This window comes from Exiguobacterium sp. UBA7533 (assembly GCF_002479335.1).
In the GTDB taxonomy this organism is placed as follows: Bacteria; Bacillota; Bacilli; order Exiguobacteriales; family Exiguobacteriaceae; genus Exiguobacterium_A.
Map to the genome: position 1 here is coordinate 76,771 of NZ_DLMP01000005.1, position 20,191 is coordinate 96,961.

The following is a 20,191-nucleotide window of genomic DNA, read 5'->3' on the forward strand; positions in this document are numbered from 1 at the left end:
CTCTTGTCTTTTTGATTATAACTCTACGTTATGGTACACCTGTTGCACATCTTCAAGATCTTCAAGTGCATCAATCATCTTCTCGAATTGTGCGACATCATCCTCGGACAAAGCCACTTCGTTTTGTGCAAGCATAACGAGTTCAGCAAGGGAGAACTCGGTAATCCCTGCAGCTTTTAACGCTTCTTGCACAGCATGGAATTGTTCTGGCTCAGCGTAGATGATGACAGATTCGTCTTCTTCGAGGATGTCGCGCACATCAATATCCGCTTCCATCATCAATTCGAGCACGTCATCCGCAGTTTTACCTTCGAAGGCAAAGATTGCCGTCGCATCAAACATATAAGCGACGGATCCGCTCACACCCATGTTTCCGCCATTTTTTCCGAATGCAGCACGCACATCAGAAGCCGTCCGGTTAACATTGTTCGTCAACGTTTCGACGATGACCATTGAACCGCTTGGACCAAATCCTTCATAACGAAGTACATCATAGTTCTCTTCCGCTCCACCTTTTGCTTTTTCAATCGCCCGATCAACAATGGCACGGGGCACGTTGTATGTCTTCGCTCGTTCGAGAACGACCTTTAATGCTTGGTTTGATTCTGGATCGGGCTCACCTTGTTTAGCCGCTACATAAATCTCACGACCGAACTTTGCGTAGATCCGACTCGTATTTTTGTCTTTTGATGCCTTTTTTTCCTTAATGTTATTCCATTTACGACCCATTTCGTATCCACTCTCTTTCCGTAATGTCAGAAATCCATGATTTCTTATGCGTTATCAGTATACCTTAAACTACCTGATAGACTGAACTAAAATGTCGGTCGAACAGTTGAATTTCTACTAAATGCGTTTAAGTGATGCGGAAGAAAGGAACTTTACCGATAGAGAAATATCAATTTAAGGGAGAGTGACAGTATTTGAACCAGGCTGGAGTAGTTCATCGCGCATTATCACCATTCGTTTATGCCTATGATCAAGAGACCGTTCATATTAGACTCATGACGGCTAAAGACGATATTGAAAAAGTTGAATTGATATATGGTGATCCTTATGAATGGGAAGCGGAAAAAGAAGAAGACCGAGATTGGAATTTTGATCCGGAGAAAGAAAAATCCTGGAAAGTGCAACAGAAGTCGATGCAATACAATGGAAGTGACGCGACGTATGACTATTGGTTCATTGCAATCCGTCCAGAACGAAAGCGGGTACGATATGGGTTCGAGGTTCATGGCGAAACCACAGCCGTTTTGACCGAACGCGGTTGGTATGACGAAGCGCCACTCGATCATCCGGGCTATTATTTTTCTGTTCCATATGTTCATGCGACGGACGTCTTTGATACACCGGATTGGGTAAAAGATACGGTCTGGTATCAAATTTTCCCAGAACGATTCGCAAATGGTGATCCAACGAACGATCCAGCGGGAGCGAAGGAGTGGGGAAGTGAAGCACCAGCTTTTCAGAATTTCTTCGGTGGAGATTTTCAAGGGGTCATCGATCACGTCGATCATTTACAACGTCTCGGCGTCACCGGTGTCTACTTCTGTCCAATCTTTGAAGCACCATCGAATCATAAATACGATACGCTTGATTACTTAAAGCTTGATCCTGCCTTTGGTGACGAGAAAACATTCCGCAAGATGATAGATGTGCTACATGAGAATGGTATCCGCGTATTACTCGATGCCGTCTTTAATCATATTAGTGAAGATCACCCCGCATTTCAGGATGTATTAGAAAAGGGACAAGACTCAAAATATGTCAACTGGTTCACGATTGACTCCTTCCCGGTCGATCCATCAATCCCGAACTATGAAGTGTTTGCATTTGAACGGAACATGCCAAAGTTGAACACCGCTCATCCAGACGTCAAAGACTATTTGCTTCATGTCGGACGTTATTGGGTTGAGGAATTCGGAATCGACGGCTGGCGTCTGGATGTTGCAAGTGAAGTCGATCATGCGTTTTGGCGTGAGTTTCGAAAAGAAGTCCGGGCTGCGAACGGAACGTGTTATATCGTCGGCGAATGTTGGACGGATTCACAACCGTGGCTCCTCGGCGATCAATTCGATGCCGTCATGAATTACGGTTTGACAGAGAGCTTCCTGACTTGTTTTGCGACGGGCGAGACGAGCGTTCGTGATTTCTCGTATGCGGTCAGTCGGAATTTAAACTGGCATTCTCAAAATGTCAACGAGGTCATGTTCAATTTGATTGATTCGCATGATACGCCGCGTGCTTTAACGCGTGCGAAGGGGAATATCGAGCGGATGAAATTGCTCTTCACTATACTGTTGACGTTTCCGGGTACGCCTGTCATCTATTATGGTGATGAAATTGGAATGATGGGCGGACAAGACCCGGCCAACCGTGCATGCATGGAATGGGATGAGACGAAGCAGAACCGTGATTTGTTCGATCACGCTGCACAGTTGATCGCCCTTCGAAAACAGCATCCGGTTTTAGCAAATTCCGGAACGTATCATTTCCAACGGATCGATGATACAAAACAGACATTTGTCGTTGAGCGACGTCAGGGCGAACAGGTTTACTTGCTCGTTGTCAACGTAAGTGAAGAGGCACAATCTCTTTCGCTTGAGGGAACGTATGAAAGTCTGTTAGATGCAACGACGTTGTCGGGAACTATTCAAGTAAAAGCTGTGTCGGCTCTTCTTTTGCGACACGTATAAGAAAAAGCAAGTCGCGGATATCGCATCCGCGACTTGCTTTTTTAGTGCGTGTGCATTATGAATCAAACGGATGGATCAGTAAACCGCTCCGGAGTTTCGGTTCGAACCAAGTCGACTTCGGTGGCATTACTTCTCCTGCATCAGCCACAGCCATTAAATCTTCGATCGAAGTCGGATGCAAGTGAAAAGCGACAGCGGCATGTCCGGAATCCACGATTTGCTCAAGGCCGGCATACCCCTTATGACCACCGACGAACTGGATACGTGCGTCCGTCCGTGGATCTTCGATACCAAGTAACGGTGTCAACAACTCTTCTTGTAAAATCGAGACGTCGAGATTCGCTTTCGTCCCTGTTCGTTCAGAATCGTAGGAAAGGGTATACCATTGCCGGTTGAGATACATCTCGATTTGGTGACGTTTTGTTTGTTCGGCACGTCTTTTGGCGATTGTGAAGCGATGGGCTAGACGTTCGAGAAAATCAACGACGGACTGACCGTACAGATCTTCGACGACCCGATGATAGCCGAGGATTCGTAATTGTTCCTGCGGAAAGGATACACCAAGGAAGCGTTGGGCTTCTTCCTGATCCGTCCGACTAGCAGCGACGGCTGCCGCCGCAGCACGATGGTGACCATCAGCGATATAGAGGGCGTCGTGGCGCGCGAACTGGCTTCCGATCGTCAACAGATGATGGCGATCGATGACTTTAAAAATTCGGTGTGTGACCCCATCGACAGTAAAGTCGTATAGAGAATCACCTGCAGTAATCGTCGAGACGATTTCTTGAAGCTGGGCATCCGTTTGATGGGCAAGTAAAATCGGTCCCGTATGAGCATTTAGATGTTCGACATGTCGGACACGATCTCGCTCTTTGTCCGGACGCGTGAACTCATGTTTACGAATTTGATTCGTTTCATAATCGTTAACGGAAACACACCCGACGAAACCGGATTGGATATGTGTCCCGTCAGACAGTTGATAAATGTAATACGTCTCGTCCGTGTCGAGCTGTAAGATGCCGTTTGTTTGACTCTCTTCGAAGGCAAGAGCTGCTTGCTGATAAACGCGTGGATCATCTTCAGCGATTAATGACGGAAGCGTGGCTTCTGCTTTATCGATCCGTAAAAAAGACAGCGGATGACGACGAATCTCAGATCGTGCTTCTTCGCGAGAATAAACATCATAGGGCAAAGCAGCAAAGTCTGCTGCATATTTTGAATCCGGACGTAACGCTGCAAAAGGTTCAAACGTTGGCATGGGGATCACTCCTTTTAGAGTAGACGTGTTTTCAAGACGCCAGGAATCTGATTCAGTCGGTCGAGCGAAATCAATTCGTCTGCATGGTTATCGATATCGATGATCGTATAGGCAATGGCATCTTTACTACCGTTGATCATATTCGCGATATTGATCGACTCTTGCGCTAACACGGAGGCGATTTGACCGACCATGTTCGGAATGTTGTGGTGAGCAATCGTAATCCGTCGTTTTCCGGTGAACGGTAACTCGACGGCTGGGAAATTGACAGCATTGCGGATGTTTCCTGTCTCAAGGAAAAGACGCAGTTGATCGACCGCCATGATGGCACAGTTTTCCTCCGCTTCACTCGTTGATGCCCCGATATGTGGCAAAGCGATGACCCGTGGAAGAGACAAGATGAAGGCATTCGGGAAATCCGTCACATAATTAGCCAGACGACCAGACCGGAGTACATCGGCTAATGCTTGTTCATCGACGAGTTCGCCACGTGAGAAGTTAAGCAAAGTCGCGCCGTGCTTCATCTTCGACAAGAGTGATGCATCGAGTAAACCTGTCGTTGCGTCAACGAGCGGAAGATGCAAGGTGATGTAGTCGCTTGTCGCGAGCAGATCTTCGAGCTGTGTTGCCCGCTGAATTTGATTTGAGACACGCCAAGCGGACTCAACGGACATATGTGGATCATAGCCTGTAACGGTCATGCCAAGCTCATGGAGAGTGTTGGCTAAGTTCGCGCCGATTGCTCCAAGTCCTACGATCCCGATTCGTTTCCCGAGCAACTCCGTTCCGACAAATTGTTTTTTGTTCGCTTCAATCCGCTCCGGAATATCCGGTCCGCGTAAGTTGTTCGTCCAAAGCAGACTAGGGACGAGCTTTCGCGCCGTTAAGAATAAACTGCCGATGACAAGTTCCTTGACGGCATTTGCATTAGCGCCTGGTGTCGAAAAGACGGGAATCCCGCGGTTCGCAAGTTGATCGAGTGGAATCGTATTGACGCCGACGCCAGCTCGGGCTACGGCTTTAAGACTGTCCGGAAAGCGCATATCATGTAAATCCTTGCTGCGGACGAGAAAGGCATCTGGTTGTTCTGTTTCTCGCTGAACGTGATAGTCGTCTGTGAATCGTTTTAATCCTTTATCCGATAGATCATTCCATAGTTGGACTTGATACATTTAACGTTCCCCCTGTTCAAAACGGTGCATGATATGAATTAGTGCTTCTACCCCTTCAGTCGGCATGGCGTTATAGAGACTCGCCCGCATCCCGCCGATCGAGCGATGTCCGGCAAGATTGATTAGATCGTGACGCGCAGCGAAGTTCAAGAAAGTAGCGTCTTCCGTCTCACTTCCAGTCGAAAATGGAATGTTCATCCGGCTTCGATCCTTGATGGTTACATGATTATGAAAATAAGTGGATTGATCAATTGCTTCATATAACATACGTGCTTGTGAGACGTTTCTTGACTCAATCATCTCGAGTCCCGTCTTTTCAATCCAATCGAGCACCAATTTCGTCATGTAAAGACTGAATGTCGGTGGTGTATTATACAAAGACCGTTGTTTTGCATGAATGTCATACCGTAAATAGGTACCAATCGTATCCGGAACACGATCAAGTAGCTCATTTTTTACAATGACAACCGTCAAACCGGCGACGCCAAGGTTTTTTTGAGCACCGGCGTACAACACATCAAATGCCTCGATTGGCAAAGATTCAGACAAAATGGAAGAAGAAACGTCGGCGACGAGTGGCGCATCGACGTGAGGCGGTGTGTGATACGTCGTTCCTTCGAGCGTGTTGTTCCAAGTGATGTGCAAATAGTCGGCTGATGACGCGAACGGACCTTCTGGGATGAAGCGATAACCGTGATCAGCAGAAGAGGCGAGGACATTAACCGTCGCATACTGTTTGGCATCCGCAATTGCTTTGGTCGACCAGCCACCGGTATTGATGAAATCAATCCGTCCGGTCTTCGTCGCTAAATTTTGGGGTAACATCGCGAACTGAAGTGTAGCTCCACCTTGAAGAAACAAGACGGAGTACGTATCAGGAATCGACATGAGCCTTCGCAATGATTGTTCGGCTGCATCTCGAATCGATTCGAAGATTGGCGAACGATGACTCATTTCAAGAACCGATTGTCCTGAATTTTCATAATTAAGTAGCTCGGATTGAGCCTTCATTAAGACCGGGGCAGGAAGGACTGCAGGACCGGCAGAAAAGTTATAAACCGTCATGGGATACACTCCTTCTTGAATTTTCAGAAAATATGTACCACTCAAGTGTAACGGAATGAAAAATGAGAAGCAATTCTAACTAACGATGAATGGAAAATGAAAACAAAAACATCTCTTGAATCCATCACGACGGATCAAGAGATGTTAATTGACCAAAGTGCCATTTCCAACCATCTGACGTAGCACGATAGATTGATACGATCCGGAAACGTCCTACGTATTGAGTTGCCCCGTATTCAAAACGATCTTCTATTAAACTATACTGAATCGCTGTATCTTCAAAGTGATCAATGTATGAAAAATCATCGGTCCGGGATAACCAGCGGATATTCGCAGGGTCAACGTAATGATCAAGATACGTTTCGGCGTCGAACGATCGCCCTAACGCATCGATGAACGTGAATTCGGGAGATAATAGATGTGAGACTTTTGATGAATCTCCTTTTAGCATAGCATCTTTAAGATGTTGCACGGTTTGTTCGAGTGTCATGTTACATCTCCTTTCTTCTTGAATCGCCAGTGTAGCATATTTAAACAAAAAAAGACCCTGCCGGAGCAGGGTCTAAAAGAAATTAAAGTTTTACAACGTTAGTTGCTTGTGGTCCGCGTTGACCTTCTTCAACTTCGAAAGAAACCTCTTGACCTTCGTCAAGTGATTTGAAACCTTCAGATTGGATTGCTGAGAAGTGTACGAATACGTCGTCTCCGCTTTCGCGCTCGATGAAGCCGAATCCTTTTTCTGCGTTAAACCATTTTACTTTACCTTGTTCCATGTGTATTGCCTCCTGCGTGTGACTGGCACACTGATTATTACTACCGTGATCAATTTCATCGAATATAAAGTGAAACACTTCGTATCTCCACCGAACAACAATAATTACTTAATAATATAGCATGCCCGTATCGAAAAAGAAAGGACAAAACAAAAAAAGAACAAAGTAAGCTGTTCTTTTCTAAATACATCATTGAATTAAAGGGTTCATTTTACCTGTGTCGAAAGAGTATAACTGATTCTTTCAATTAAGTCGGAATATGTTCTCTTTTACTACTGAGTTGTCGTAATGTATGCAAAATGAATCCTTGGAAGTTCGGGTAACGTGTCGGTTGTTCCCAAACAGTGCGGAATAATTCGGTCATTGCAGAATGAATAAGTGCTTCATCGACCTGTGTACGACGAAATAAAAGAAAGAGTGTTTTTTCGTAACGATCGTATAATCGTTCGAGCGCGACAGAATCACGCTGTTTGATTTGATTGAGCAAATCAGTGTCTGAATACATAGGTCACTCCTTCTTCGACAGTTTTCTCTATAGTATGCTGTCACAGTAATGTAATGAAACTATTATGTAGATTCCCGCTGGATGAATTATGAAACACCCAAACTTCTTGAACTAAAGATAATAATCAAAAGGAGGAAAAATGATGTTACCTATATATATTCGCCCGTATGTCTTAGATGATGCGGCAGTTCTTCTTGAGATGAACTTACGAAATCGTGAACACTTCGAATACTGGATGCCAGTTAAGCCGTTACCCGAACAGTACACGTTAGAGGGGCAGCGGGAACGAATTTTTCGTCATCAAGAGTTGATGAAACAAGATGCTTATTATGCTTACGGTGTTTTTTTATCAGAGACCGATCAATTGATTGGCGATGTCTCAGCGATGTTCATCCAGCGTGGACCAGCCGAGACGTGCATGATCGGCTATCAGTTAGATGCCGTCTATGGTGGAAAAGGATATATGGCTCAAGCGGTCGGATTGTTCGTAGACCATCTATTTGATGTCCATCAGTTACACCGTATTCGTGCTGAGGTCATGCCGGCGAACGTCGGATCGATTCGTGTTCTTGAAAAAGTCGGATTTCGTAAAGAAGGAATCGCGAAGCAAAACCTCTTCATCAATGATGCCTGGGAAGATTTTATTTTGTTTGCTCTATTAAAAGAAGACCGGGAGGAGTCAGGTCATGCCAATCTCTGATTATTATGCCAATCTACGGCGACATGTCGGAACACAATGTCTGTTTACACCATGCGTCGCAGCAATCATTCGAAACGAAGCAGGGCATATCCTTTTTCAGGATCCAGGTGGTCCGTTTTGGAGTTTGCCTGCCGGGGCGATTGAACTAGGAGAATCCCCTGCACAAGCAGTCATTCGCGAAGTCTATGAAGAAACGGGTCTATTCGTTCGACCCGTCCGACTAATCGCGACATTTGGTGGGAAATCGTTTCGACTTACGTATCCTGACGGAAACGAGGTCGAGTATGTAGCAACGATGTTCGAATGTGAGGTAGTCAGTGGGAAGCTCGAGGCCATTGATGGGGAATCTAAGCAACTGGCTTATTTTCCAAAAAATGAGCGTCCGCCACTTGCCTTGCCTTATCCTGATCAAGTGTTTGAGAAATCGGAGGCATCGAGTTATTTCGATTGGGAAGAGCAGTGGTTGACTGATTTACAACAACAATATTGTTAAAATCCGAACATTATTTTTTTGTTAACTAAAAAAGTTCATGAAAAACCTTAAAAACACGAAAATTTCTTTGACACTATGATAACAGTTCGTTATAGTAGTCAATGGGCGAATGATTATTGCCGATATATAAAAAATATTCGTAATTAGAGGTGTTATTCATGGATGTAGTATTCGATTATGAAGATATTCAATTAATTCCAGCAAAATCAATCGTTGGTAGTCGTTCGGAATGTGATACGTCAGTCGAGTTCGGCGGTCGTCGTTTCAAGCTTCCGGTCGTACCCGCAAACATGCAAACGATCATTGATGAATCGATTGCTTTGTTCTTAGCTGAAGGCGATTATTTCTATATCATGCATCGATTCGAACCGGCACGACGTCTAGCGTTCGTTCGTATGATGCAAGAGCGTCAACTGTTCGCTTCGATTAGCGTCGGTGTCAAGGAAGAAGAATATCAGCTGATCGAACAGCTCGCGACAGAGGGACTAACTCCTGAATACATCACGATTGATATCGCACACGGTCATTCGGAAGCAGTCATTCAGATGATTCGCCACATCAAATCGCTTTTGCCAACAAGTTTCGTTATTGCTGGAAACGTCGGTACACCGGAAGCGGTACGCGAACTTGAGAACGCAGGAGCAGACGCAACAAAAGTCGGGATTGGACCAGGTAAAGTTTGTATCACGAAAATTAAAACAGGTTTCGGTACAGGTGGTTGGCAACTCGCAGCACTTCGTTGGTGTGCGAAGGCAGCAAGCAAACCGATTATCGCCGATGGTGGTATTCGGACGCATGGGGATATCGCGAAGTCGGTTCGGTTCGGTGCTTCGATGGTCATGATCGGTTCACTTTTCGCAGGGCATGAAGAATCGCCTGGTGAGACACATGAAGTGGACGGGGTGCTCGTCAAGGAATATTTCGGTTCTGCTTCTGAGTTCCAAAAAGGCGAACGCAAGAATGTTGAAGGGAAAAAGATGTTCGTCGAGCATAAAGGAAGTCTAGCAGATACATTGATTGAAATGGAGCAAGATTTGCAATCAGCGATCTCATACGCTGGTGGAAATAAATTGAAGGCGATTCGGACGGTCGACTACGTCGTCGTCAAAAACTCGATTTTCAACGGTGATAAAGTATTTTAAATATGATGAATCCGCTCTTAACAGAGCGGACTTTTTTTGTTTCCTTAGCATAACTCTTCCATAGGAGGGGTATAAGTCAAATGGACCGAAAAATTCGGAATATTTTGGATAGGGAGTGATTGACATGCTATTTGAAACGACATCGTACTTAATTGAAAAATTCGCAACCGTTCGCAACCAAACGATCGCCTTAATCGAACCGCTCGAAGCAGAGGATTTCATCATTCAAGCTAGTTCAGACGTGAGTCCGCCAAAATGGCACATTGCCCATACGACTTGGTTTTTTGAACGGATGATACTACAGGAATATAGTGAAAACTATCAAGTCTTCCATCCGAAATACAATTATTTGTTTAACTCGTACTACAATTCAATCGGACCTTATCAACCTCGTCAACAACGGGGAATGTTGTCACGTCCGACCGTCGAGGACATCATCGCTTACCGGGCATATGTCGATGGACAAATGATCGAGTTCTTGAAAGAAGAACGGACTCCAGAAGACCAACGAAAAATCGAAGCATTGGTCGAGATGGGACTACAACACGAACAACAACATCAGGAATTGATTTTGATGGACGTGAAGTATAACTTTTTCACGAATCCGTTATTACCTGCCTATCAGTCAAAGTCGTTAGAACTGGACGTGCCTGAAAATGCACTCATGGAAACATCCTTTATCCCATTTGAGGAAGGACTCGTCGAGATTGGTCATACAGGAGACGGTTTTGCGTTTGATAACGAGAGTCCGCGCCATAAAACGTGGCTGCATCCGTTTGAATTAGCGACACGTCCTGTCACGAACGGGGAGTATTTGGCATTTATTGAAGCAGGTGGCTATGAAAAGTCAGAGTATTGGTTATCTGATGGCTTTGCAACGGTTCAAAAAGAAGGCTGGAAAGCGCCATTATATTGGATGAAGGATGACGCGGGAGAATGGACGATCTTTACGATGAATGGCGTCGAACCATTGCGGCTCGACGAACCAGTCTGTCACGTTAGCTTTTATGAGGCGGATGCTTACAGCCGTTTTAAAGGGAAGCGTTTGCCGACAGAAGCGGAATGGGAATGGGCTTCTCGTCAAGTCGATTCCGTTACGAAGCGCAACATGATGGGAAATGGTACGTTTCATCCAGTCGTAGTCAAAGAGTCAGAGACGACACTTGCGAGCATGTTCGGTAACGTCTGGGAATGGACATCAAGTCCTTATAGTTCGTACCCAGGCAGTAAACCACTCGAGGGAGCACTTGGAGAGTACAATGCGAAGTTCATGTGTAATCAAATGGTACTACGTGGAGGAGCGTGCGTGACGCCTGACGATCATATTCGCGAGACGTACCGAAACTTCTTCCCACCCGATAAACGCTGGTTATTTGGCGGCTTCCGATTGGCGGGTGACATGTGATGCGCGAGACGGTCATTGGCTACGACTTATATACTCCGCAACAAAACATGCGTTTAGAAGTCATCGAAGGTCTGATGCGCGAACAAAAAGTCTTACCGGCGAAATACTTTTATGATCATATCGGCTCCCAGTTGTTCGAGCAGATCACGCAACAACCGGAATATTATCCGACAAGAACGGAACTTGCTATCTTGGAGCAACACCGAGCGGAAATCGCTCAGAGTATTGGGGATGTGCATACGCTGATCGAATATGGAAGTGGAAGCAGTCGTAAAATCCAGATGTTGCTTGAGACGTTTACGCACTTGGATACGTACATGCCGATCGACATCTCAAAAGACTTTTTGATGGAATCTGCTCGTCAATTATCGGAGCGGTATCCTGCATTGCATATTAAAGCTGTTTGTGGTGATTATTCACAAGCCATTTCCTTACCGGTAGAGGAGTCTCAAAAACGGGTCATCTTTTTCCCGGGTTCGACGATCGGGAACTTTGAACCGGAGGAAGCGATGCACTTTTTACGTCATTCATCGCGGATCCTTGAAAGTGGAGATGGATTCTTGATCGGCGTTGATCTAAAAAAATCGACCGATGTCCTTGAACGTGCTTATAACGATGCAGCCGGTGTCACGGCAGCATTCAATTTGAACATGTTGACGCACTTGAACCAGATGCTCGATGGAACGTTTGATGTGACCCGATTTAAACATCATGCTTTTTATAATGAAGAAAAAGGACGAATTGAAATGCATCTTCGGAGTCAACTTGATCAATTAGTACAAGTCGGAGACGTGACGGTTCCGTTTAAACAGGGGGAGACGGTTCATACGGAGAACTCCTATAAATACAGTAAAGAAGAGTTTGAGACACTCGCTCGTCAAAGTGGTTTTCATCCGGTCAATTGCTGGATTGATGATGACAAAAGATTTAGCGTGCATTATTTAGAAAAAATGTAACGGCGTCATAACTAAAAAACACTCCTACACGTAAGCTTCCGTTAAAAGCATGACTGGGGAGTGTTTTTCATAGGTTAAAGTGTCTTATTCGATCCGTGCACCTTCCGGAATCGGATGTTCCGGCACGACGAGAATCGGCATCCATTGCTCTGAACGCCCAATCTCAAGTACTCGTCCGGACTCTTCTGGCGTACGACCAGGTACGTTGAGTACAGCAATCGCTTGTTTTCCAAGCAGCTCGTGGACATCAGGTCGTAGTGAATCCCAAGCGAGTGAAAAAGAACGTGTAAATCCGTCGAATTGTAGCTCAAGCTGAATTGAGCCATCCGTGCGATTCGAAATCGACTGGATCGTACCGACACGAATATCTAAAGCATCAAATAATTCAAGTGAAACTACTGGTTTCATGGACAATGACGTACTTCCTTTCAAAAAGCATAAAGTGAGTTAGGAGTCGAAAGAGACGTATGTCGGCTCATAGGTCTGCCATTCGATATCAAGCGTTTGATGATTTGCAAGCTTCGCTAATTGGCTACCGAGATAAGGTCCAATCGTCAAACCGGATGCGCCGAGTCCGTTTGCTAAGAACACGTTTGGATGATTTTGAAGCGGTCCGATTACTGGTAACGAGTTTTTTGTATAGGGACGTAAGCCGATACGGAGTTCATCAATTGTCGTTTCCTCGAGACTTGGTAAGACAGGTAAAGCACGATTCAATAAAGCATACATTCCTTTGACGGTCGGCTTTAAGTTGTAATCGGTCTGTTTCTCGTGTGTCGAACCGACGATCAGTTTCTTTTCGTGGATCGAAACCAGGTACAATCCGCGTTGTCCCATGACGACAGGCCACGTCGTTGATGTAGAATCCGTCAAGTCGAGTTGTAGGATTTGTCCCTTCTCTGGGTGCAAATCGATTTTAAGGTCAAGCGGCCGAAGAAGGTCATTCAACCAAACGCCTGCCGTTAAAATGAAGTGGTCTGCCGAGTACTGTTCGTTTTCCATGGTTATACCGGTGACGACTCCTTTGTCTACGACAAGAGAAGCATCTCCTTCTAGTACAGTCGCACCGTGTTCGACAGCCCCACGGATCATAGCGGCACATAAGGCACGTCCATCAACACGTGCACCGCCAGAGACGAATAAGGCATCTTCGATCTGTTCAACGAGCGGAAACAGCGTTTTGACACGTTCTTGATCGAGTCGTTCGATCCGTTCGATGGCAGGGGCTTCTGGAAAGCGGTTTTGCGCAATCGTCTCCATCTTATCGATTTTTGATGTTTCGTGTAAGGCGATCGCTCCAACTTGCTGATAACCTGTGCTCGTCTCGCCGAGTGCTTCGAGTTCAGGAATCAATGTCTTGTAAAAATGAGCACCGTTATTCGCTAACTTGTACCATGCTTTATTGCGTCGTTGTGTCATCCATGGACAGATGATGCCCGCTGCCGCATGGGAGGCGCGACCGGGTTCCTTCCGATCAACGAGTAAGACGCGTTCACCAGCCTTTGATAAATGATAAGCTGTCGAGGCACCAAGAATTCCGGCACCGACAATGATATGGGTGTACATGAAAAATTCAACTCGATTCTATTCAATTGGAATATCTTATATTGTAGCAGTAGAAGATCCGGGCGACTAGCAAGAGTGAGAATCGGATCGGTAGCACATCGAATAATGGGAAATGATGGGGAAAGTGAACTTTTTCGAAACCAATCACGTATACTAAATATACAGTTTCTATAAACTGTGAATTAGATGATTAGAAACAGTTGAATTTGGAAACATACCCTTATAGGCATCATGTCCTGTCATCATTGACTTTGAAACGGTCCATCATGAAGGAGGGGAAGGCAATGAATATGAGTCAAGCCATCGTACGCAAACGCTACACGGATCATACTTTATTTTATTCCGCCATCCTAATCTGGAAATTGCTATTCTTCCTGCCACTGCTCATGTTCGTCAACAGTGGCACGGACCATGTGTTTCAAATGTATTTCGTACCGTATCTAACGGTCATCTTGTTGTTTCGCGTGATGACCTACTTCGCGACCTATAAAGCATCTTTTATGGAAATGACGGAAATGGGTCTCTCGCTATCTTTACTCATCGCAGATGTATATTTGATTGCTTTGTTCGATATTCCACTTCCATTTGCCTTGATTATTCTGTCACTCGCTTTACTCCACTTCAGTGCAGCGTTTAGTCGTTTTCGATGGTTCCGTCGTCGTCTCTGGTTGAATCGACACCTTGAGATCCTCAATTATTTGACGGATCACGGTGAAGTTCCGATTAAAATCGCCGTCATGGCAGAAGATGAAATGCTTGTAACGACGAAAAGCGGTAAAGAATTTACGTATCGTCAAGTATATTGGAGCGGTTTTTATATTGAACATGGTTGATCGTCTATAAGAAAAAGGATTCCCTTTCTGGAATCCTTTTTTGTTGCATTTGAAATAATATAGTACGCTTAAATAATAAAAGGGGGGAGAGGAACTTGATTCGTTGTATATTGATCGATGCGAACGATACGATCATTTTGACAGATGATATATTTCGGATACAAGAGCCGGGTATCAAACGCTATTTCGTTGATTTTAATCAACCGACAGATACAGAAAAGCAAAAATTGATCGATGCCTTTGATTTTCATCCGCTGGCGATTGAAGACTGTTTTCATTATTTACAACGTCCGAAGCTCGAGTATTATGCGGATCATAGTTTTTTTGTCCTTCATGCACTTGATGAAGGAACGTTGATGAGTCGTGAAATCAATTTGTTCGCAAGTGATCGGCATCTTGTTAGCTACCATGAGCAATCCTCGCCGGAAATTGACATCGTGTTTGAACAATACAGTCATTGCCTACACACACAAGAAACGGTCGATCTCGTACATAAAATCATGGATAAGATCGTCGACGGTTATTTTCCGATCGTCCATGCGACAGAAGATGAATTGTTTGCGCTTGAGGAACGCTATCGATCACGCGGAAACGATCGTCGGTTGATGGAAGAAATTTTCGAACTAAGAGCGCAGTTACTTCGAATCTCGCGGACAGTCATGCCGATGCGGGACTTATTGTATCGGGTCGTCGAATCGAAGCGGTTATCGATTCATCCGAAGAAGCAAGCATTCTTTCGCGATTTGTATGATCATTTACTAAAGTTATCCGAAATGATTGAATACAACCGATTGATGACATCTGAGTTTCGGGATAACTTCATTTCCCTCAATTCGTACCGGATGAATAGCATCATGAAGACGTTAACGATCTTTACGACGATTTTCATGCCGTTGACGTTCATCGCTGGTATATATGGCATGAACTTTGAAAATATGCCAGAACTGACCACCCGGTATGGTTATTTCGTGACGTTAGGGGCAATGGGACTCCTTGCTTTAGTGATGATTCTGTTCTTCAAAAAAAATCGTTGGTTTGATGAATAAGGAGAGATGTAAGTGGATATTCGACAGTTACTTTTTTTTACGACAATTGTCGAGCAAGGCTATAACTTAACGCGTGCTTCGAAACACTTGTCGATTTCGCAACCGGCGCTTAGTCAGATGATTCGCGACTTTGAACAGCTGGAGCAAGTGGAACTATTCATTCGAAAGCACGGACGGTTGACAGGGTTATCGGAAACGGGATGTCAATTGTATGAAGATGCGAAGATCGTTCTGACACGTCATCAAGCATTGATGGGGCATCTGCGCGAACGCTCAAACGTCGTCCGAGGGAGAGTCCGTCTCGGAATCCCGCCTGTCATTCTTCCTGTGTTATTTTCACAGTTAATCCCGAAGTTCATGGCGGAACATCCTGGGATTGAACTCGAAATCATCGAAGAAGGGGCGTTTGAACTCAAACGTCGACTGCTACTTGAAGAACTCGATTTGGCCATTTTGATCGAACCAGGTGAATCCTATGGCATTGAACGTTTTCGATTGATTGAAGATGAAGTCGTCGTTGCCGTTCGCCCAAATCATCCGTTTCAAGCAAAAGAAGCTCTATCTTATAGTGATATCGGAAATGAACCACTCGTCATCTTAAATGATCGATTCATGTTACATCATCAAATACTATCGGAGTTTCGCAAAGTGCAGCAAGAACCGAATATCTTCTTCATGTCTGGTGCATGGGATTTGTTGATCGGGATGGTTCAAGAACTCGACGTCATCTCGATCCTACCGGAACCGATTCTGCGGTTTCATCATGCGGATGACATTAAAATCATCCCGTTCGAGCCGCCGATGTTATGGGATGTCTCGTTGAACCGACTTGTCGGGACAGAATTACGCCCAGTCGTCCGGCACGTCCATCAATACATCGTCCACTATTTTCAATCGTTCTGGCCAACGCCTGTGCGGTGAAGAAAATACAAAAGACCGGAACGCGTCGCGCTCCGGTCTTTTGTATGGATTGATCATGTTTCATGACGTGACGTGCTGCGTCAGATTGCGAATTTTTGCGGCAGCTTGTTTATAAGGTGTCAGTGTCTCTTGTGCCTGTAACGTCGCACGTTCACTCTCGAGTTGTTCGAGTGCTTGGCGTAACAGGTGCTCTGAAAGGGATGTTAAAGAGACATCTAGATGTGCCGTCGCGACTGTCAGCAAACGCTCTTCTTGAGCAGTAGTGTATGCGAGTGCTTCTTGTTTAGTTAACGTCGCCAGTTCTTCCTTCAGTTGTTCTTTCTCATTCTTCTCAAAGAAGGCTTTCGCATTCCGGAAGTGGCGTTTGACACCAATATAAGGGGTTGCATCCTCGAAGGGTCCGTCGAACGTCATTTCGTTCAACCGAGAGACCGTGACAGGCGCCAGCTGGAAGGATTCGTTCCATTGCTCAAGCAACTGTTGCTCCTCTTGCTGACGACGGACTAAGGCCGCTTCGAGCCATTGGTCGATGCGGAAATGCGTGACCCGGAGCTCCTGCTCAAAGTCGAACCGTAGGAATGTCAACAGTTCCGTCAAGGCCTCCTGTAGTGCTACTCCTTTACTCGTCTGAGCAAAACGAACGGGATTATAGGCTTCTTTGAAGAAGTCAGGGAAACGGTAATAAATGCGTTGTACGACATGGTGCAACAGTTCATGAATCTCTGCTTTGAGTGCAGGTTCGATCAAAGTAGCACGATTGTCCTCGAAACGATCGGTGACCTGCTGTTCTAAAGTAGACAGTTCAGCCAGCCGTTCTTCTTTTCGCAGGAGGTTTGCTTCAGTCGCAACGATGAACCGTTCGAGGCGCTCGACGGTCTTTTCCGTCTGCTCAGACAACGATACTTTAGCAAGACCGGTCAAGTCCTCCGCTAGGAAGTTATGGAATGCCTCCTCGAACTCGGGTAAACCGGAAATTGAATCCGTTCGCTCTTGCTGCTTTTCGGCGAGTCCTTGTAAGCTCGAGACTCCATACAGTCGGGGCGACCGAATCCCGAAGCGTTGCAGTTCCGTAGCGACATAGTTCAAGACATCTTGACGTTCGCTTTCTGAAGCAGCGAGATCAATCGCATTGACGAGGAAGAACATCTTATCGAGTTCGAACGCATCTTTGACACGACCGAGTTGAATCAAGAATTCACGGTCAGCGCGAGCAAAGGCATGGTTGAAGTACGTGACGAACAAGATTGCATCCGCATTTTTGATGTAATCGAAGGCGACATCGGTATGACGGGCATTGATTGAATCCGCTCCTGGTGTATCAACGAGTGTCACGCCGAGACGAGTTAAGGGACTATCATAATAGAAATCGATGACATCGACGAAACAGCTTCGTTCTTCCTGTGCGACATATTGTTTAAAAGCTTCTTGATCGACCGTCTGGACGGTACCGATGAATGATTGAACGGTTGGGAATCCTGTCAAGAAAGCACGCAAGAACGGATCCGTCAGCGATGCGGCACGTGGTAAGAGCGTATCGTATGCCTGTTTCGTTGACTCGAACGTCATCGTTGCGACCATCGCTTCATTTAAGTCTTCAAGCATTGCTGCTTCCGACTTGAATGTGACTTCTGCCACGCCGTGCGAGTGTGTAGTGTCAACGGGATGAATCCGGTTGATGGACGCGGTCGTTGGGTTCGGAGAGACGGGTAGTACCTTCTCTCCGAGCAAAGCATTGCAAAACGATGATTTTCCGGCACTGAAGGCACCGAATAAGGCAATCGTGAACGATTGGTGTGTCAGTCGATCCAATTTGTCATTTAAATAAGCGACGGCTTCTTCAAAGCCCTGTAGACCATTCAGCTGCTGACGGATTTGAGCAACATCTTCTGGTGTAAACCGGACGGATTGTTGCTCACTGATCGTCTTCGCGAGCTCAAACGCAGTTGTTTCTGTCACCGATTCATACCCGGTAAAGGAAACGATTGTCGCTTCTTGCTGAATCAATTGCTCTTCCCAGACTGAAACTTGTGTCCGAGCCTGTTCGAACTGTTGGTCAGATGGATTGGCAACGCCATGCTCATATCGCTCGAGTGCTACGGTAGCCTGTTGCCATGCTTGAACGTTGTCCCATTTATGCTGTAATGACGTTTGTTGTTGCAATAGCTCAGCTTGTTCTTTCGGGAAAGTTGATGTCAACTCTAGTCGAACATGCTCCCGCCACGCATTCGTTTCCTTGACGAACCAAGCTTGTGTCTGTTCGGCGACACGATTCGTGAACTGGAGCACCGATTCACCCGTGATCGTAATGCCAGTCGGCAGGGCACTCTCGAGTACGGAAAGCGGCGGGGCGAGTGAAAGCTGATCGATCGCGACGATATGCATATCCTGCAGGAGACCAAGGTCGCGTAACGATTGTTTCATCAAGTTACGTAAATGGAGCGAAATCTCGGAAGCGGTCACCGTCTGATAGGCACGCAACACATCTTGTGCAATCTCTGCTTGAGCCGCTTCCGTTTTTTTTGTACTTCGGAACAATCCGACCTTGAAGTCGCGTTGGCGTGACTCGAGGAAACGGCGCATCTTCTCGCGTAATTCGAACGGCATCAATGTCGCATTTTTCAATAGTTGATCTCGATGCAACGAAAACGTCTGTACCCAGCGGTCCGGCTGACGTGCTTCTAATTGTTGCGAAACGTGGGCTAATTCGGTTTCGATCGTCTCTGGATCACGTCGTTCAGCGTCATTCAATTGTTCAGCCATCGTCTCGTGGGCTTCTGAGACGAGACGTGTGAGATAACGTGTATGCTCTTGATGAAGACTTTCAAGCGTTAAAGCGGCAGAAGCCAACAACTTCGGTTGAGCATCACGAATGCTTTGTTTGACGAGCTGTTCGACTTCCATGAAATCGTTATACGGATGATCTGGTTTCCGCAGGCTTGTAAAGAAGATCCCTTTCGGTGCGACACTATGTTCAGCGAAAGATGCATGGACCGAGCGGCGGAAGGCGTCGAATGATAATTCATCTTCACGATGTTTATCGATTTGATTGACGATTAAATATAGTTCCGGTACGGCAGCTTGTAATTCATTCGTCACTATGAAGTTCAATTCAGATTGAACATGATTGTAGTCCATGACGTAAAACAAGATGTCAGCCAAGTGAAGGGCGGATTCCGTTGATACACGGTGGGCATCATCGACCGAGTCGACGCCTGGTGTATCCATCAAGACGAGACCAGGAGGCAGATCGGAAGCAGCATGTGTCAAATCGATTTGACGGACATCACCACTCTTCCCAAGTGTTTTAAGATGCTCCTCTTGCTCTGTTGCTGTCAGACGAACAGAAGGCTGTTCATGAAAGTGAACGATCGCTGAATCAGTGTCCCCTTGTTGAAGTGTCACGATGTTCGCACTCGTCGGAATCGGACTTGTCGGTAAGACCGATTCACCCGTCAAGGCGTTGATCATGCTTGACTTTCCAGCCGAGAAATGACCAGCGAAAGCAATCGTGAACTCTCGTTTCAATAGTTTCATAGCGAATTTATCTAGTTTATCTAAACGGAGTTGATCCGTTGAAGGTTGAATCAACGTGGCGAGTGAAGCTGTCGCTTCGAGTTGGTTCGATAATCGTTCCTCAAATGAGCGCATGCAATGAAACCC

Annotated in this window: 19 protein-coding genes; 9 read left to right on the top strand and 10 right to left on the bottom strand. The window is 45.8% G+C overall.

Annotation, left to right across the window (positions count from 1 at the left end):
* Positions 1-15: 15 nt before the first annotated feature.
* Positions 16-729 (bottom strand): YebC/PmpR family DNA-binding transcriptional regulator, encoded by a 714-nt coding sequence (locus B2U10_RS07750; RefSeq protein ID WP_023468535.1) that lies wholly within the window; start codon positions 727-729, stop codon positions 16-18.
* A gap of 194 nt (positions 730-923) precedes the next feature.
* Between B2U10_RS07750 and B2U10_RS07755 the strand changes: the two genes are divergently transcribed.
* The gene (locus B2U10_RS07755) at positions 924-2,696 is read left to right on the top strand and encodes a glycoside hydrolase family 13 protein (protein WP_290786601.1); all 1,773 of its coding nucleotides are present in this window, start codon (positions 924-926) and stop codon (positions 2,694-2,696) included.
* A gap of 55 nt (positions 2,697-2,751) precedes the next feature.
* Here B2U10_RS07755 and B2U10_RS07760 read toward each other — a convergent pair whose 3' ends face one another.
* The 6 genes from B2U10_RS07760 to B2U10_RS07785 all read right to left on the bottom strand — a co-directional run bounded on the left by B2U10_RS07760 (position 2,752) and on the right by B2U10_RS07785 (position 7,469).
* Positions 2,752-3,954 (bottom strand): DUF1015 domain-containing protein, encoded by a 1,203-nt coding sequence (locus tag B2U10_RS07760; protein WP_290786603.1) that lies wholly within the window; start codon positions 3,952-3,954, stop codon positions 2,752-2,754.
* 14 nt (positions 3,955-3,968) lie between these two features.
* On the bottom strand, positions 3,969-5,126 hold the full coding sequence (locus B2U10_RS07765) for a phosphoglycerate dehydrogenase (protein ID WP_056062043.1): 1,158 nt from the start codon (positions 5,124-5,126) through the stop codon (positions 3,969-3,971).
* A complete protein-coding gene (gene serC / locus B2U10_RS07770; protein ID WP_290786605.1) occupies positions 5,127-6,191 on the bottom strand; it encodes a 3-phosphoserine/phosphohydroxythreonine transaminase in 1,065 nt (354 codons plus the stop codon).
* Positions 6,192-6,315: 124 nt separating this feature from the next.
* Positions 6,316-6,681: a nuclear transport factor 2 family protein gene (locus tag B2U10_RS07775; protein WP_290774060.1), complete on the bottom strand. Its 366-nt coding sequence runs from the start codon at positions 6,679-6,681 to the stop codon at positions 6,316-6,318.
* Between the two features lie 82 nt (positions 6,682-6,763).
* Positions 6,764-6,964: a cold-shock protein gene (locus tag B2U10_RS07780; protein ID WP_023468529.1), complete on the bottom strand. Its 201-nt coding sequence runs from the start codon at positions 6,962-6,964 to the stop codon at positions 6,764-6,766.
* Positions 6,965-7,211: 247 nt separating this feature from the next.
* A complete protein-coding gene (locus B2U10_RS07785) occupies positions 7,212-7,469 on the bottom strand; it encodes a hypothetical protein (protein WP_056062036.1) in 258 nt (85 codons plus the stop codon).
* 142 nt (positions 7,470-7,611) lie between these two features.
* Between B2U10_RS07785 and B2U10_RS07790 the strand changes: the two genes are divergently transcribed.
* From B2U10_RS07790 to egtD, 5 genes are all read left to right on the top strand, one after another.
* Entirely contained in the window at positions 7,612-8,169 is a 558-nt protein-coding gene (locus B2U10_RS07790) for a GNAT family N-acetyltransferase (RefSeq protein ID WP_290774056.1), read from the top strand.
* Complete coding sequence (locus tag B2U10_RS07795; RefSeq protein WP_290774053.1) at positions 8,156-8,662, top strand: NUDIX domain-containing protein; 507 nt, start codon at positions 8,156-8,158, stop codon at positions 8,660-8,662. The genes B2U10_RS07790 and B2U10_RS07795 overlap by 14 nt, the downstream gene beginning before the upstream one ends.
* Positions 8,663-8,820: 158 nt before the next feature.
* Positions 8,821-9,804 carry a GMP reductase gene (guaC, locus tag B2U10_RS07800; RefSeq protein WP_035407471.1) on the top strand — a complete coding sequence of 328 codons (984 nt, stop codon included), beginning with the start codon at positions 8,821-8,823 and terminating at the stop codon, positions 9,802-9,804.
* Between the two features lie 124 nt (positions 9,805-9,928).
* Positions 9,929-11,209 carry an ergothioneine biosynthesis protein EgtB gene (gene egtB, locus B2U10_RS07805; RefSeq protein WP_290774050.1) on the top strand — a complete coding sequence of 427 codons (1,281 nt, stop codon included), beginning with the start codon at positions 9,929-9,931 and terminating at the stop codon, positions 11,207-11,209.
* Complete coding sequence (egtD, locus tag B2U10_RS07810; protein ID WP_056061879.1) at positions 11,209-12,165, top strand: L-histidine N(alpha)-methyltransferase; 957 nt, start codon at positions 11,209-11,211, stop codon at positions 12,163-12,165. The genes egtB and egtD overlap by 1 nt, the downstream gene beginning before the upstream one ends.
* 84 nt (positions 12,166-12,249) lie before the next feature.
* On the opposite strand, the gene B2U10_RS07815 is transcribed toward egtD, so the two are convergent.
* Together B2U10_RS07815 and B2U10_RS07820 are read right to left on the bottom strand one after the other, a co-directional pair.
* On the bottom strand, positions 12,250-12,573 hold the full coding sequence (locus B2U10_RS07815; protein WP_056061877.1) for a hypothetical protein: 324 nt from the start codon (positions 12,571-12,573) through the stop codon (positions 12,250-12,252).
* Positions 12,574-12,612: 39 nt separating this feature from the next.
* Positions 12,613-13,731, bottom strand: a complete 1,119-nt coding sequence (locus B2U10_RS07820) for an NAD(P)/FAD-dependent oxidoreductase (RefSeq protein ID WP_290774044.1) — start codon at positions 13,729-13,731, stop codon at positions 12,613-12,615.
* A 284-nt stretch (positions 13,732-14,015) separates the two neighbouring features.
* Between B2U10_RS07820 and B2U10_RS07825 the strand changes: the two genes are divergently transcribed.
* The 3 genes from B2U10_RS07825 to B2U10_RS07835 all read left to right on the top strand — a co-directional run bounded on the left by B2U10_RS07825 (position 14,016) and on the right by B2U10_RS07835 (position 16,531).
* Positions 14,016-14,564, top strand: coding sequence for a hypothetical protein (locus tag B2U10_RS07825; RefSeq protein WP_035407488.1), 549 nt, complete (start codon positions 14,016-14,018; stop codon positions 14,562-14,564).
* A gap of 95 nt (positions 14,565-14,659) precedes the next feature.
* The gene (gene corA / locus B2U10_RS07830; protein ID WP_290786608.1) at positions 14,660-15,610 is read left to right on the top strand and encodes a magnesium/cobalt transporter CorA; all 951 of its coding nucleotides are present in this window, start codon (positions 14,660-14,662) and stop codon (positions 15,608-15,610) included.
* 12 nt (positions 15,611-15,622) lie between these two features.
* Positions 15,623-16,531: a LysR family transcriptional regulator gene (locus B2U10_RS07835; RefSeq protein WP_290774038.1), complete on the top strand. Its 909-nt coding sequence runs from the start codon at positions 15,623-15,625 to the stop codon at positions 16,529-16,531.
* A 60-nt stretch (positions 16,532-16,591) separates the two neighbouring features.
* Here B2U10_RS07835 and B2U10_RS07840 read toward each other — a convergent pair whose 3' ends face one another.
* Positions 16,592-20,179: a dynamin family protein gene (locus B2U10_RS07840; RefSeq protein WP_290786610.1), complete on the bottom strand. Its 3,588-nt coding sequence runs from the start codon at positions 20,177-20,179 to the stop codon at positions 16,592-16,594.
* Positions 20,180-20,191 lie beyond the last annotated feature (12 nt).